The following is a 14,327-nucleotide window of genomic DNA, read 5'->3' as shown; positions in this document are numbered from 1 at the left end:
TTAGCTCCAAACTGAATCATTACTGCTCGTAGCTTCTCTCTACGTGAACTTCTTCGACAAGTTCACGAACGATAGCGGTAGCAAAACAACCCGCATCAAGAGAAAACTTAAGAGTAATATTATCTTCGTCCACTTCCCAAGTTAAACCAGTAGGCTTCAACGAAGCTTCACGGCGATCATGGCGCATGCGGTTACCGCAAATAAGCGCCATTAGATCCGGTTCAGCATCAAGGTGTTTTTGCTCTAAAGCTTGAGACGCATCAATTGTAGGTAACGCATTATCTCCAGCCAAAGCAACCGTAATAAACGAAGAGCCGTTCTCGATGTCTTGATTTACCGCTTCGATATTATCCGCAGTTACCACTAGTTGAGCACCGTCTTTCACGACAATATCGCCAACCAGTGCCGATGCAAACGCATCTTGCTTGATACGGTCTGAAAGGATCAGGTTGTAAATCCAAGAACGAGCTGCAGAAAGGTACAAGCTGCGCTTATTCTGATTACGCGTACGAACATTTTCACGCCCCCAACGTCGAGCTTCAGATAAGTTGTTACCTTCATTACCAAAACGCTGAGCTCCGAAGTAATTTGGCACGCCGACTTGAGCGACTTTTTCTAAACGCTTTACCACATCATCACAATCAGTTACTTCAGACAAAGTCAGCTCAAATTGGTTGCCAACTAAATCACCTGGACGTAACTTTTTGTTGTGTCGTGCCATCGCCAAGATCTCAATGCTTGGATACTGTGCTAAGAAATCTGAAAAGTCAGGCTGACCTTTAGGTAGGTGTACGCTCAACCATTGCTCGGTAACCGCGTGACGGTCTTTCAAACCAGCCCAACTCACGTCCTTCGACTTAACACCACATGCTTTAGCCAGCTCATTTGCTACGAAGCTCGTGTTTTCACCAGTTTTACGAATACGAACCATTAGGTGTTCGCCTTCACCAGTAAACTCAAAACCTAAGTCTTCATTAACGACAAAGTGTTCGGCTTTTGCTTTTAGTTTTGCTTTCGCAGTTGGTTTACCGTTTAGGTAAGCCAATGAAGATAAAATATCTGACATGCTGTTCTTTTCGTGTTGGTGCTTACGCACTTTTAGTAATTAGGACTACCGCTTCACATGCGATGCCCTCTTTGCGACCTGTAAAACCTAAACGCTCAGTAGTCGTCGCTTTTACATTCACATTGCCAATGCTGGTTTCTAAATCTTGTGCAATAGCTTGGCACATAGAGTCTATATGAGGAGCCATTTTAGGCGCTTGCGCCATGATAGTAATATCTGCATTACCAATCACATAACCTTGCTCTTTTACTCGACGGTACACATCTTTAAGCAATTCACGACTATCTGCGCCTTTCCATTCATCATCCGTATCAGGGAAATGACGACCAATATCACCCGCTGCAATTGAACCCAGTAAAGCATCGCATAATGCGTGCAGGGCAACATCACCGTCTGAGTGTGCGATAAGCCCTTGCTCGTAAGGAATGCTAACGCCACCAATAATTACCGGGCCTTCACCACCAAACTTATGTACATCAAAGCCGTGACCAATACGAATCATCATTATTCCTTATTCTGACTTAAATAAAACTCAGCCAAAGCTAAATCTTCAGGCTGAGTAATCTTAAAATTATCTGAACGCCCCGCTATTAAGGCTGGTGATAAACCTTTCCACTCAAAAGCAGAGGCTTCATCTGTAATTGAAACACCTTGCTCTAACGCCTGACTCAATGCGTTACGTAAAGGCTTAGTTCGAAACATTTGTGGTGTAAGGGCGTGCCATAAATCGGCTCGATCAACGGTATGCTCAACCTGCCCTTGGGCACCTCGCTTCATCGTATCGCGAACAGGCGCAGCTAAAATAGCCCCTACCTCATGGTTCATCGCACCTGAAATCAACTTGTCGATATCACTCAATTGAACACAAGGTCTTGCTGCATCGTGGACCATAACCCAATCACCGAGTTGCTGTCGCGCGATATAATCTAAGGCAGAGAGCACGGAATCAGCTCTCTCGCTCCCACCAGACACTCTGAGCACTTGTGGATTATGATTAAGCGTAAGCTCTGGGTAGTAAGGATCATCGTCACTAACCGCAACCACAATTTGCGACACTTGTGGATGAGAAAGTAACTTCTCAACGGTGTGCTCTAAAATGGTTGTGCCGTGAATCTTAAGATATTGCTTAGGTCGGTCAGCCTTCATTCGGCTACCAATACCAGCTGCTGGTACGACCGCTACAACGCTTTGAAGTTGTGTAGACATTAATGAGATTCCTCACCAATTATGCGGTAAAACGTTTCGCCTTCTTTCACCATCCCAAGCTCATGACGAGCACGCTCTTCTATTGCGTCTAAGCCTTGGCGCAGATCATCAATCTCAGCAAACATTTCTGCATTTCGAATATGCAGCTTTTCATTTACTTGTTGTTGAACTTGGATTTCGTTGTTCACACCGTAGTAATCAGAAATACCATTTTTACCGAGCCACAGTGTATGTTGTAGCCAGCCAAACACTATGAGCAGTACTAAAGCAAAAATTCGCATAACACCTTTCGCCGGTTGAAAAAGAAGGAACTAGAATAAGGCACATATATACCATAATGCGCTTATTGGTGCGAGATATGTGGAGCTAGGGAATAAATAAGTCGGGGGACTATTATTGTTCGTAACACGCGATGAGATTATCAACGCCCTCCTCCGTAGGTCTCGAGAATGACGAATTGTAGGTATAAAAAGGACAGTTTAATAAGTTCACTTTTATACAGGCAAAAAAATACCCCGCATAAGCGAGGCATTTAAAAAGCTTAGATGAATAATTCGCTAGGAATTATTGACCTTTAACTTCTTTAAGACCGTTGAAAGGAGCTTTAGAACCTAGAGCTTCTTCGATACGGATAAGTTGGTTGTACTTAGCAACACGGTCAGAACGGCTCATAGAACCAGTTTTGATTTGACCTGCAGCTGTACCTACCGCTAGATCAGCGATAGTTGCATCTTCAGTTTCGCCAGAACGGTGAGAGATTACTGCAGTGTAGCCAGCGTCTTTAGCCATCTTGATAGCAGCTAAAGTCTCTGTTAGAGAACCGATTTGGTTGAACTTGATAAGGATAGAGTTAGCTACGCCTTTCTCGATACCTTCAGCAAGGATCTTAGTGTTTGTAACGAACAGATCGTCACCAACGATTTGAAGCTTGTCGCCTAGAAGTTCAGTTTGGTGCTTGAAGCCATCCCAATCTGACTCATCAAGACCGTCTTCGATAGAAACGATTGGGAAGCTGTTCGCTAGCTCAGCTAGGTAGTGGTTGAACTCTTCAGAAGTGAAAGTTTTACCTTCGCCCTTCATGTTGTAGATACCAGCTTCTTTGTCGAAGAACTCAGATGCTGCACAGTCCATAGCAAGAGTAACGTCTTTACCTAGTTCGTAACCAGCAGCTGCAACAGCTTCTGCGATAACTTCTAGAGCTTCAGCGTTAGACTTAAGGTTAGGAGCGAAACCACCTTCATCACCAACTGCAGTGCTGTAGCCTTTAGACTTAAGAACTTTAGCTAGGTTGTGGAATACTTCAGCGCCGATACGTAGACCTTCTTTAAGAGTTTTAGCGCCAACTGGTTGGATCATGAACTCTTGGATGTCAACGTTGTTATCTGCGTGCTCACCACCGTTGATGATGTTCATCATTGGTAGAGGCATAGAGAACTGACCAGCAGTACCGTTTAGCTCAGCAATGTGCTCGTATAGAGGCATGCCTTTCGCAGCAGCAGCAGCTTTTGCGTTAGCTAGAGATACAGCTAGGATAGCGTTCGCGCCAAACTTAGACTTGTTATCAGTACCGTCTAGGTCAAGCATGATTTGGTCAACGTCAGCTTGTGCTTTAGCGTCAGAACCTACTAGAGCTTCAGCGATTGGGCCGTTTACAGCTTCAATAGCTTTAAGAACACCTTTACCTAGGAAACGTGATTTGTCGCCGTCACGTAGCTCAAGAGCTTCGCGAGAACCAGTAGATGCGCCAGATGGAGCAGCAGCCATACCTACGAAACCGCCTTCTAGGTGTACTTCAGCTTCTACAGTTGGGTTACCACGTGAATCGATGATTTCACGACCTAGAACTTTAACGATCTTAGACATTGAATGTTTCCTTCTCGTTGAATATATATAAATGTCAAATTTAAAAGGTAGCAGCACAACTTACGCAGCTACCTGTATTCCTTTTTACTTTTCTAATTCGCCGCGCTGATATTCACCAGCTGCTTTAACGAAACCTGCAAACAATGGGTGACCATCGCGAGGTGTTGAAGTGAACTCTGGGTGGAATTGAGCAGCAACGAACCATGGGTGGTTCGGGTTCTCAATAACTTCAACCAGTTTCTTGTCCGCAGATAGACCTGATACTTTTAGGCCCGCTTTTTCAATTTGTGGACGAAGATTATTGTTCACTTCGTAACGGTGACGGTGACGTTCATGGATCGTCGCGCTACCGTATAATTCGTAAGCCTTAGTACCTTTAGCAAGGTGACAAAGCTGTGAGCCTAGACGCATAGTACCACCTAGGTCGGATTTTTCAGTACGTTCTTCAACTTTACCTTCGCCGTCGATCCATTCAGTGATTAGGCCAACAACAGGGTATTTAGTTTCCTTACAGAATTCAGAAGAGTGTGCTCCTTCCATCTTCGCAACGTTACGAGCGTACTCAATAAGAGCAACTTGCATACCCAGACAGATACCTAAGTAAGGTACTTTGTTTTCACGAGCGTATTGAGCAGCAAGAATCTTACCTTCAACACCACGATCGCCAAAGCCACCAGGAACTAGGATTGCGTCTAGGCCTTCTAAAATTTCTACGCCTTTTGACTCAACATCTTGAGAGTCTACGTATTTAATTGTGACGCTTAGGCGGTTTTTCAAGCCTGCGTGCTTAAGTGCTTCGTTTACTGATTTGTATGCATCAGGTAGTTCAATGTACTTACCAACCATACCAATCGTCACTTCACCCGTTGGGTTAGCTTCTTCGTAAATTACTTGTTCCCACTCAGACAGATCAGCTTCTGGTGCATTGATACCGAAACGCGTACACACAAGATCATCAATGCCTTGTGCACGGATTAACTGTGGGATCTTGTAGATAGAATCTACGTCTTTCATCGAGATAACGGCTTTTTCTTGTACATTACAGAAAAGAGCAATTTTCTTACGTTCGTTTGCTGGGATAACACGATCTGAACGACAAACTAGGATGTCAGGTTGGATACCGATAGAAAGTAGCTCTTTTACAGAGTGTTGCGTTGGCTTAGTTTTCACTTCACCTGCAGCCGCTAGGTAAGGAACTAGAGTTAAGTGCATGAACATTGCGCGTTCACGACCTAATTCGACAGCTAGCTGACGAATCGCTTCCATGAATGGTAGAGATTCGATGTCACCAACAGTACCACCAACTTCAACAAGCGCGATATCGTGGCCTTTAGCACCAGAGATTACGCGTTCTTTAATAGAGTTAGTAATATGAGGGATAACCTGGATTGTTGCACCTAGGTAATCACCGCGACGTTCATTACGTAGAACGTCAGCATAAACACGACCTGCTGTGAAGTTGTTACGCTTAGTCATCTTGGTGCGAATGAATCGCTCGTAGTGACCAAGGTCAAGGTCAGTTTCAGCGCCATCTTCCGTAACGAACACTTCACCGTGTTGAGTCGGGCTCATAGTGCCTGGATCAACGTTGATGTAAGGGTCAAGCTTCATCATAGTCACTTTAAGACCACGAGCTTCTAAAATAGCCGCAAGAGATGCTGCTGCAATACCTTTACCTAGAGAGGATACAACCCCGCCAGTAACAAAAATGTAATTTGTCGTCATGTTTAACCTGAAATTGGTTGAATGAGGGAAATGGATTACTTCTGGACGGGATGAAAATATACCAGAAGCCCCTTATCGCCACAACGTGAAATCTATCACACTGCTATTTTTTATTTTTTGCTTCAAATCAATTCATGATAAATGCTTTGGTTATCTTTTCTCCGCCACTTTGACTTCATCCCACATAGAATCAAGCTGTTGTAGTGAAAAATCGGTTAAATCCTTATCTTGTTGGCGAACTATTTGTTCGACGCCTTTAAAACGTCGTGAAAATTTCAGGTTTGCTTTTGTCAGAGCCGATTCCGGATTTTTTCCCAGATGTCGGACCAAATTAACCGTCGCAAACAGTAAATCACCCAACTCTTCTTCAACCAGGTCTTCATTTGGTGTCACTTGAAGCGCTTCTTCTAGCACCTCATCGACTTCCTCTAAAACCTTATCTGCAACTGGACCGATAGAGTCCCAATCAAAGCCGTATTTTGCGACTTGTTTTTGAATCTTTGTAGCACGCGAAAGTGCAGGCAGAGAGTTTGGTATTGAGTCTAGAATACTTTCCTGAGTTTTTCCTGCCTCGGCTTTTTCTTTGGCCTTTTCAGCTTCCCAGTTAGCATTAATTTCTTCATCACTTGCAAATTCGGTATCAGAAAAAACATGCGGATGGCGGCGTGTTAGTTTCTCATTGATACCGTCGACCACATCAGAGAACTCAAACAAGCCCTGCTCTTTTGCTAATTGGCTGTAGAAGATTACCTGAAACAACAAGTCACCCAACTCTTCTTGCAGGTTCGGCCAGTCTTTGTTGTGAATCGCGTCCACCACCTCATATGTTTCTTCGATAGTATGCGGCACAATTGTTTCAAAGTTTTGTTTCAAATCCCAAGGACAGCCACCTTCAGGATCGCGCAGCTTAGTCATAATCTGTTCAAGTTGTTCAATCGGGTGATTCATCGTTTTCTTCCTATTCACTGTCTTTGATTTTTTAAATTTATAGCTTCACTGAAACTAAAAGGTACTAAAGCTAAAAAGTACTCAAACTAAAAGATATTAGAACTAAAAAAGGTGAGCAGCCAAAACCACTCACCTTTGTTGATACTGTCTAATTCTCTAAATAATTGAAACTGTGGCTAGGCGACAAGCAAGCGAAACTCCTGAGCATAGCTTGTCTATGTGATTGAGCGAGTGCGCGCAGGCAACAACGCCATCAGCTTCAAGTATGACGAGAATTTTAGCCTAGGCGTTTTACGCTCATGACATCTTTGATTTGTTCTACTCGGCTAGTCACTCGACTCAGAATTTCAATATTGGTCACTTCCAAATCAAAATCCATCACCGATAGCTGACGTTTGTAGTCGATACGGCTCTTCATTGTCGTCACACTAATCTTTTCATTTGAAAACAAAGAGGTGATATCTTTCAATAAGCCATTCCGCTCTAGCGCTTCAACACGCAGCGTTAGGATATATGATCCAACGAAGCCATTACCCCAGACGGTATCAATGATACGCTCTGGTGCGTGCAGGTGAAGCTCACCTAATTGCTCACAATCAGCCCGGTGAACTGAGATACCACGCCCTTGAGTGATATAACCTTTGATTGTATCGCCAGGGATAGGTTGGCAACAACGCGCTAAATGCGTCATCAGGTTATCAACGCCTTCAACGACAACCGCATCTTTCTTAGGGCGGCTTTGTTGCGCGGGTTTGTTTTCTGACTCAAGCAGTTTCTCTAACGCTTTTTTGTCTTCTTCTTCCGCTGTTGGTTTGTTAACCAAGGCATTAATGTGATTAACCACTTGGTTAATACGCAAATCGCCACTACCAATACCAGCATAGAGTTCATCTGGCGTATTTACATTGAAACGTTTCAAAGCATATTGATCGGCATCTTTTAGGGTTGCACCCACTTTGGCTAGTTCAACCTCAAGGATGTCTCGACCCGCTTCTAGATTTTTCTCACGACTTTGAGCACGGAACCATGCGTTAATTTTTGCACGAGCACGACCAGAATGAACGAAGCCTGTGGTTGGGTTTAGCCAGTCACGTGAAGGGTTCGGTTCTTTCTGGGTGATGATTTCAACTTGATCACCCATTGATAGCTTATGAGTGAATGGGACGATTCGACCAGCAACTTTGGCACCGATACAACGGTGTCCAACCATCGAGTGGATGTGGTAAGCGAAGTCCAGTGGGGTTGCACCCATAGGTAAATCAACCACGTCACCTCGTGGTGTAAAGGCATAAACGCGGTCATCGAATACTTGGCTACGAACTTCATCCAGCATCTCGCCAGAATCAGACATCTCTTCTTGCCAGTCGATAAGTTTACGCAACCAAGTAATTTTCTCGTCGTAACCACTGCGTCCGCTTGAAGCACCTTCTTTGTACTTCCAGTGTGCAGCGACACCAAGCTCAGAGTCTTCATGCATCTGCTTGGTACGGATTTGAATCTCAATGGTCTTGCCTTCAGGGCCCAGAACTACAGTATGAATTGATTGGTAACCATTTGGCTTAGGGTTCGCCACGTAGTCATCAAATTCACTTGGTAAGTGTTTGTATTTGGTGTGAACCACACCTAAACCGGCATAACAGTCTTGCAGTTGGTCTGCGATAATACGCACTGCACGCACATCAAAAAGCTCATCAAACGCTAAGCCTTTCTTCTGCATTTTACGCCAGATACTGTAGATGTGTTTTGGTCGACCGCTGACTTCCGCATTAATGCTTGAACGCTTCATTTCTGCCGTTAAGTCATCAACAAAGTCTGTGATGTATTGTTCTCGGACGATACGACGCTCAGACAGCTGTTTAGCAATCTGCTTATAAGTGTCGGGTTGTTGATAACGGAACGCGTAATCTTCGATTTCCCACTTCAGCTGACCAATACCTAAACGGTTAGCAAGTGGAGCATAAATATTAGAACACTCTTTTGCTGCCGCACGGCGCACAGCATCAGGGGCCTTTTTCACTTCAATAAGGTTACAAATTCGCTCTGCTAGCTTGATGACTACGCAGCGGAAGTCGTCGACCATCGCCAGTAGCATACGACGAACGTTATCGACTTGACCCGAGGCAGCACTGCCTTCAAGGGTCACGTTTAGCTGGCCTAACGCCGCCATTTCTTCAACGCCATCAATCAGCTTTACGGTTTCTTTGCCGTAGTATTCTTCAAACGCTTCACGCTCAAAAACACCACTTGAGACGACTGGGAAAAGTTGTGCAGCGATCAACGTCGCACGGTCCATAGACAGCGTAACCAAGATTTCGATCATCTCACGCCCACGCCAAAGCAGGAGAGACGCTTGATCGTGATCTTTTAACAGCTCTTCACAGTGACGATAAACTTTGATCAGTTTATTCGAGGTCTTTGCGTCTTGATTCAATGACGCAATCCAACTTTCTAGCTCAAACTGTTCGCTTGGGTTTAAATGTGCGCTTCTTACCGCAACCATCATGCCTTCCTAGTTATTATGTTTTATACCCAATTCAATATGACTAACTGATTCCAAGTTAGTTCGACCATATTGATATCAGCGCAGGCTTTCCTGCACCTTTTTGATTCATTTTGAAGCCTTATTTAGAGGCCTCTAAGCCTTGATAAAGAGAGCCATCGATTCTAGATGACTGGTGTGCGGGAACATGTCTAGCATACCCAATTTGGCCAATTGATAGCCTTGTTTTTCTAAGCTCTCAGAATCTCTAGCTAGAGTAGCAGGATTACACGAAACATAAACCACACGCTTCGCTCCTAGCGCTGAAATTTGATCAACGATCCCACTCGCTCCAGCACGGGCAGGGTCAAGCAATATTTTATCAAATTTCTCTTTTGCCCAAGGTTGTGAAGACAGCTCTTCTTCTAGGTTTGCTTGGTAGAAATCCGTATTGCTTAACTGGTTTAATGCTGCATTAGATGTGGCCTGTTGGACCATTTCATTTACACCTTCAACACCCACCACAAATGCCGATTGTTGCGCGATCGGTAAACTGAAGTTACCCAGGCCGCAGAACAGATCAAGCACTCGCTCATCGGCTTGAGGTTCTAGCCACTCAATCGCTTGAGTCACCATCTGCTGATTCACTTTCTGGTTTACTTGGATAAAGTGGTTTGGCTCAAACGGTAGCGTCACGCCAGTTTCGCTATAAAAAGGTGCATCGCCGACTAAGCGAACCAACTTATCAGTTTCGGGCATAGAGTACAGCGTAGCGCCTTCTTCTTTTGCTAACGCAATCAGCGCTTGCTCATCTTTTTCAACCAAAGGCTTAAGGTGACGTAGCACCATTACAGGACCAGTATCGCCCAACACCAATTCAACGTGTCCTAAAGACGTAAGGCTGTTGAAAGTGTTCAGTAAATTTTTCAGCTTTGGCAGCAATACATTAAGGCGAGGATCAAGCACGGCACAGTCGGTGATGTTTTCAATCTGCTTGCTCTGTTTCTTACGGAAACCGAACTGAAGTTGCTGTGTCTTTTTATCAACAAATAAGCTGATACGTGCGCGACGTCGATAACCGGTTTCATCACCGATAATAGGCTGTGCAACTTCAGTGCTAGCCGTTTGGTATTGGCTCATCAGGTGGGTCAGAGATTGCGATTTATGCTCAACCTGAGAAGAGTAACCAAGGTGTTGAAGGTGACAGCCGCCACACTGATTAAAGTGCTTACAAAACGGCTTTAAACGCTGCTCGCTCGGCTTCAATAACTTGATGAGCTTAGCTCGCGAGAACTTACTTTTACTCTCAGTAAGTTGAATAACCACCTGCTCACCGGGCAATGCGCCATCAATGAAAACCGGTTTATTTTTTTGATAAGCGATGCCAGCGCCATTGTGATCCATTCGTTCAACCAAAACCGATTGATGCTTGGTCTCGAGTTGAGTTTTCTTTTTTGGTTGGAAAAAACGTGCCATTGCTTGTGCCTAATGTATCTTTTAATAAGTAATTGGTATCCAGGACTCACTATTATGCCTTGGAATCATTGTCGAACGTCACGGCTTTGATTAAGCTTACCGTTCACTTAACCGCCATTGTGTGCGTTATTTTCCCATATCCAGACCTCGATGTAATTAAAGAACATGACCAGATATGGCTTAAGAGCCCGTGTAATTACCTTAACTCTAGCTCCAACCCTGATTATTGGGCTGCTATTGAGTGCATTTTTCTCATTTAACCGCTATCAAGACCTTGAGGGTCAAGTGGTTAATACTGGTACTAGCATCATTGAACCACTGGCGATTGCGAGTGAATCAGGCATGAAACTCGAAAGTCGAGAGTCTGTTCGTCAGTTGATTAGCTATGCACATCGAAAAAATTCTAAACTGGTGCGCAGTATCGCGGTATTTGATGAACGCCATGAGCTGTTTGTAACCTCAAACTTCCACCCAGACTTCGAAAGCCTTACCTATCCTAAAGATAAACCGATTCCGCATTTAAGCTCATCGAACCTACTCGATAACACGCTGATTCTTCGGACGCCTATCATCGCTGAGGGTCAGTACATCAACTCAGCCAATGGGCAGTCTCAAGCCAACCAAGCGATCGGTTATATTGCGATAGAGTTAGACCTGTCATCACTGCGATTACAGCAGTATCAAGAGGTGTTCTCTGCTTTCTTGGTATTAATTCTTGGGCTTGGGCTCTCTGGTGTATTTGCTTTTCGCTTGATGCATGACGTAACACAACCGATCACACACATGAAAAATATGGTCGACCGAATTCGTCGTGGTCATCTCGATGTGCGTATCGAAGGAAAAATGCATGGTGAGCTAGACTCATTGAAAAACGGTATCAACGCGATGGCGGTATCGCTATCAGAATACCACGTCGAAATGCAGCACAGTATCGACCAAGCGACCTCAGATCTACGTGAAACGCTGGAGCAGTTAGAAATTCAAAACGTTGAGTTAGACATCGCGAAAAAACGAGCTCAAGAAGCGGCGCGAGTTAAGTCTGAATTTTTAGCGAATATGTCTCACGAACTGAGAACGCCGCTGAACGGGGTGATTGGTTTTACTCGTCAAATGCTTAAGACGCACCTATCGAACAGTCAAACTGATTACCTGCAAACCATTGAACGCTCAGCCAACAACCTGCTTAGCATCATCAACGATATCTTGGACTTCTCGAAACTTGAAGCCGGCAAACTGGCTCTAGAGAACATTCCATTTGAGTTCCAAGCTAGCCTTGAAGAGGTAGTTAACCTTCAAGCAACCAATGCTCATGAGAAAGGGCTAGAGCTGACGCTTAAGATCGATCCGAAAGTTCCACCAGGTGTGGTAGGAGACCCACTCCGAATCCAGCAAATTCTAACCAACCTAGTAGGTAACTCAATCAAATTCACTGAGCGTGGCAACATAGACATCAGTGTTGAACTCCGCTCTCAAACCGAAGATAGCATTGAGCTACAGTTCATGGTTCGAGATACCGGCATTGGTATCTCTGAGCGCCAACAAGCTCAACTATTCCAAGCGTTCAGCCAAGCCGATGCAAGTATTTCTCGTCGTTATGGCGGTACTGGTTTAGGCCTAGTTATTACCCAAAAACTGGTGAGCCAGATGGGAGGAGAGATAAGCTTAACCAGTCGCCTACACCAAGGTTCTACGTTCTGGTTTACGTTGAGACTTTCTTCTACCGATATGCCAATGACAGAGCTTATCGAAACACAGTGCCTACAAGACAAACAGCTCCTGCTGATCGAACCAAATATGCAAGCGGCATCGATCACTCAGCAGATCTTGACCCAAGAAGGCTTAGTGGTCACTTATCGTTCGGTGATGCCGGACGAGTCTACCTCGTATGACTACGTTCTACTCAACCTTGCTGCAAATCAAGAATACCAATTTGATACCGTAAGTGGTTGGGCTATTGGCGCTAAGAAGATCGCTCAAAATGTAATTATAGGAACACCAAGTACCGAACTCGCGCTGGGTGAGCAATTAATGAAAGAGGTCGATGTTCAGTGCATAACCAAACCTCTCTCTCGTAAAAAACTGTTGCAAACTCTCGTCTCTAATCAGGCGCCAACCTTGATTGCACCAGCAATTGAGACTCACTCGGAAGAGAAGTTGCCGCTCACCGTATTAGCGGTTGATGACAACCCAGCCAACCTTAAATTGATTACCGCGTTGCTAAAAGAACGTGTAGAAACGGTCATAAGTTGCACCAGTGGTCAGCAAGCGATCGACAAGGCAACAGAAACACACTTTGATATCGTCTTCATGGACATTCAAATGCCTCAAATGGACGGTGTAACCGCTTGTCAGAACATTAAGAAACTGGCTAATAATGCGAATACACCCGTGATAGCCGTGACAGCTCATGCCATGATTGGCGAACGTGATCGACTGCTTGCAGCAGGTATGGATGACTACCTCACCAAGCCAATTGAAGAGCACGTTTTACAACAGGTGTTGATACATTGGAGTTCGACATCAGAGGTTGAGCACATTGAAAAAATAGATCCAGCGCATCCGGCGGTATCCACTGAAATAGACAGTAGCCAAATATCAGAAACAGAAGCGAACGAACATAAGAACATCATCATTGATTGGCAAGCAGCAATGAAACAAGCCGCCAACAAAGAAGATCTCGCACGCGATATGCTGAAGATGCTAGTGGACTTTATCCCTGAGGTTTATGAGGCCGCAGATAAGGCCATTGAAGACAGTGATTACCCAGTTGAACAGTTGATACACATAATCCATAAGATGCATGGCAGCAGTTCATACAGTGGTGTCCCAAGGCTAAAATCGGTTTGTGCGACGATAGAGAAAGAGTTACGTTCCGGCACTTCCGTTGAAGATATCGAGCCAGAACTTTTTGAACTTCAAGATGAATTAGATAAGGTTCAAGCAACCGCAATTCATTATTTGAAACCGGCCAAGAGATAACAGCGGTAGAACGGCTGAGCGCTCTAAATGTAGACCAATAAAAAGCAGAGCCTATGAGCTCTGCTTTTTTTGTCTAATTCTGAATTCGAACTAGATTAAGATTAGCGGTAATCTGTTTATGATTCGAGTAAGACCGTTGCTACTGCATAATGCCGCTCATCGGAAATAGTCAGATGGATCGACTTGGTTCCACTTGCTTCCGCAATTTCACGTGCTTTTTTATGCAGACTCAATACGGGCTTGCCATGCTCATCATTAGAAACCTCAAAGTCGTGAAAGGTCACACCAAGCGCGATGCCGGTGCCTAACGCCTTAGATGCAGCTTCTTTTGCCGCAAAACGCTTCGCAAGATAACGCCCTTTCTGCTTGAGTTGCTGAAATACTTCAAACTCAGAATCCGTCAAAATTCGCTGTGCGAAAGCGTCACCACTTCTCGACAAGGCCTTTTCGACACGTTCAATTTCTGCGATATCTGTACCTAATCCAACAACAGCCATGTTTACCCTAATACCAAATTTCTATCGATTAACTTTAACTATTTTACTGATTAACCGCTTAACGCTTACTACTAAACTACTTACTCGT

11 protein-coding genes are annotated in these 14,327 nt (G+C 44.5%); 1 reads left to right on the top strand and 10 read right to left on the bottom strand.

What is annotated here, in order from left to right; translation table 11 throughout:
- Nucleotides 1–19: 19 nt before the first annotated feature.
- From truD to rlmD, 9 genes are all read right to left on the bottom strand, one after another.
- On the bottom strand, nt 20–1,066 hold the full coding sequence (truD, locus tag OCW38_RS02520) for a tRNA pseudouridine(13) synthase TruD (RefSeq protein WP_010435794.1): 1,047 nt from the start codon (nt 1,064–1,066) through the stop codon (nt 20–22).
- A gap of 22 nt (nt 1,067–1,088) precedes the next feature.
- The gene (gene ispF, locus OCW38_RS02515) at nt 1,089–1,568 is read right to left on the bottom strand and encodes a 2-C-methyl-D-erythritol 2,4-cyclodiphosphate synthase (RefSeq protein ID WP_010435793.1); all 480 of its coding nucleotides are present in this window, start codon (nt 1,566–1,568) and stop codon (nt 1,089–1,091) included.
- Between the two features lie 2 nt (nt 1,569–1,570).
- Nucleotides 1,571–2,272, bottom strand: coding sequence for a 2-C-methyl-D-erythritol 4-phosphate cytidylyltransferase (gene ispD, locus OCW38_RS02510; protein ID WP_010435790.1), 702 nt, complete (start codon nt 2,270–2,272; stop codon nt 1,571–1,573).
- Entirely contained in the window at nt 2,272–2,553 is a 282-nt protein-coding gene (gene ftsB, locus OCW38_RS02505; RefSeq protein ID WP_010435786.1) for a cell division protein FtsB, read from the bottom strand. Before ftsB ends, ispD begins: the two co-directional genes overlap by 1 nt.
- Nucleotides 2,554–2,836: 283 nt before the next feature.
- Nucleotides 2,837–4,135 (bottom strand): phosphopyruvate hydratase, encoded by a 1,299-nt coding sequence (gene eno / locus OCW38_RS02500; protein WP_261894975.1) that lies wholly within the window; start codon nt 4,133–4,135, stop codon nt 2,837–2,839.
- Nucleotides 4,136–4,219: 84 nt separating this feature from the next.
- The gene (locus OCW38_RS02495; RefSeq protein ID WP_010435781.1) at nt 4,220–5,860 is read right to left on the bottom strand and encodes a CTP synthase; all 1,641 of its coding nucleotides are present in this window, start codon (nt 5,858–5,860) and stop codon (nt 4,220–4,222) included.
- Between the two features lie 150 nt (nt 5,861–6,010).
- Nucleotides 6,011–6,808: a nucleoside triphosphate pyrophosphohydrolase gene (mazG, locus tag OCW38_RS02490; protein ID WP_016768190.1), complete on the bottom strand. Its 798-nt coding sequence runs from the start codon at nt 6,806–6,808 to the stop codon at nt 6,011–6,013.
- Between the two features lie 277 nt (nt 6,809–7,085).
- On the bottom strand, nt 7,086–9,308 hold the full coding sequence (gene relA / locus OCW38_RS02485) for a GTP diphosphokinase (protein WP_010435778.1): 2,223 nt from the start codon (nt 9,306–9,308) through the stop codon (nt 7,086–7,088).
- Nucleotides 9,309–9,443: 135 nt separating this feature from the next.
- A complete protein-coding gene (gene rlmD, locus OCW38_RS02480) occupies nt 9,444–10,763 on the bottom strand; it encodes a 23S rRNA (uracil(1939)-C(5))-methyltransferase RlmD (protein ID WP_261894968.1) in 1,320 nt (439 codons plus the stop codon).
- Nucleotides 10,764–10,928: 165 nt separating this feature from the next.
- Here rlmD and barA point away from each other — a divergent pair, with 165 nt between their 5' ends.
- Nucleotides 10,929–13,742 (top strand): two-component sensor histidine kinase BarA, encoded by a 2,814-nt coding sequence (gene barA, locus OCW38_RS02475; protein WP_010435772.1) that lies wholly within the window; start codon nt 10,929–10,931, stop codon nt 13,740–13,742.
- Nucleotides 13,743–13,858: 116 nt separating this feature from the next.
- Here the strand turns inward: barA and acpS are convergent, their stop codons facing one another.
- Entirely contained in the window at nt 13,859–14,239 is a 381-nt protein-coding gene (acpS, locus tag OCW38_RS02470) for a holo-ACP synthase (protein WP_010435769.1), read from the bottom strand.
- Nucleotides 14,240–14,327 lie beyond the last annotated feature (88 nt).

The organism is Vibrio cyclitrophicus, assembly GCF_024347435.1.
In the GTDB taxonomy this organism is placed as follows: Bacteria; Pseudomonadota; Gammaproteobacteria; order Enterobacterales; family Vibrionaceae; genus Vibrio; species Vibrio cyclitrophicus.
The sequence above is the reverse complement of the archived record's forward strand: the minus strand, read 5'-3'. Positions and strand labels throughout refer to the sequence as shown.

Bases quoted from the DNA above. Each gene is read 5' to 3' on its own strand.
- ftsB (WP_010435786.1), bottom strand. From the start codon at position 2,553: ATGCGAATTTTTGCTTTAGTACTGCTCATAGTGTTTGGCTGGCTACAA.
- truD (WP_010435794.1), bottom strand. From the start codon at position 1,066: ATGTCAGATATTTTATCTTCATTGGCTTACCTAAACGGTAAACCAACT.
- acpS (WP_010435769.1), bottom strand. From the start codon at position 14,239: ATGGCTGTTGTTGGATTAGGTACAGATATCGCAGAAATTGAACGTGTC.
- OCW38_RS02495 (WP_010435781.1), bottom strand. From the start codon at position 5,860: ATGACGACAAATTACATTTTTGTTACTGGCGGGGTTGTATCCTCTCTA.
- eno (WP_261894975.1), bottom strand. From the start codon at position 4,135: ATGTCTAAGATCGTTAAAGTTCTAGGTCGTGAAATCATCGATTCACGT.
- rlmD (WP_261894968.1), bottom strand. From the start codon at position 10,763: ATGGCACGTTTTTTCCAACCAAAAAAGAAAACTCAACTCGAGACCAAG.
- barA (WP_010435772.1), top strand. From the start codon at position 10,929: ATGACCAGATATGGCTTAAGAGCCCGTGTAATTACCTTAACTCTAGCT.
- ispD (WP_010435790.1), bottom strand. From the start codon at position 2,272: ATGTCTACACAACTTCAAAGCGTTGTAGCGGTCGTACCAGCAGCTGGT.
- relA (WP_010435778.1), bottom strand. From the start codon at position 9,308: ATGGTTGCGGTAAGAAGCGCACATTTAAACCCAAGCGAACAGTTTGAG.
- mazG (WP_016768190.1), bottom strand. From the start codon at position 6,808: ATGAATCACCCGATTGAACAACTTGAACAGATTATGACTAAGCTGCGC.
- ispF (WP_010435793.1), bottom strand. From the start codon at position 1,568: ATGATTCGTATTGGTCACGGCTTTGATGTACATAAGTTTGGTGGTGAA.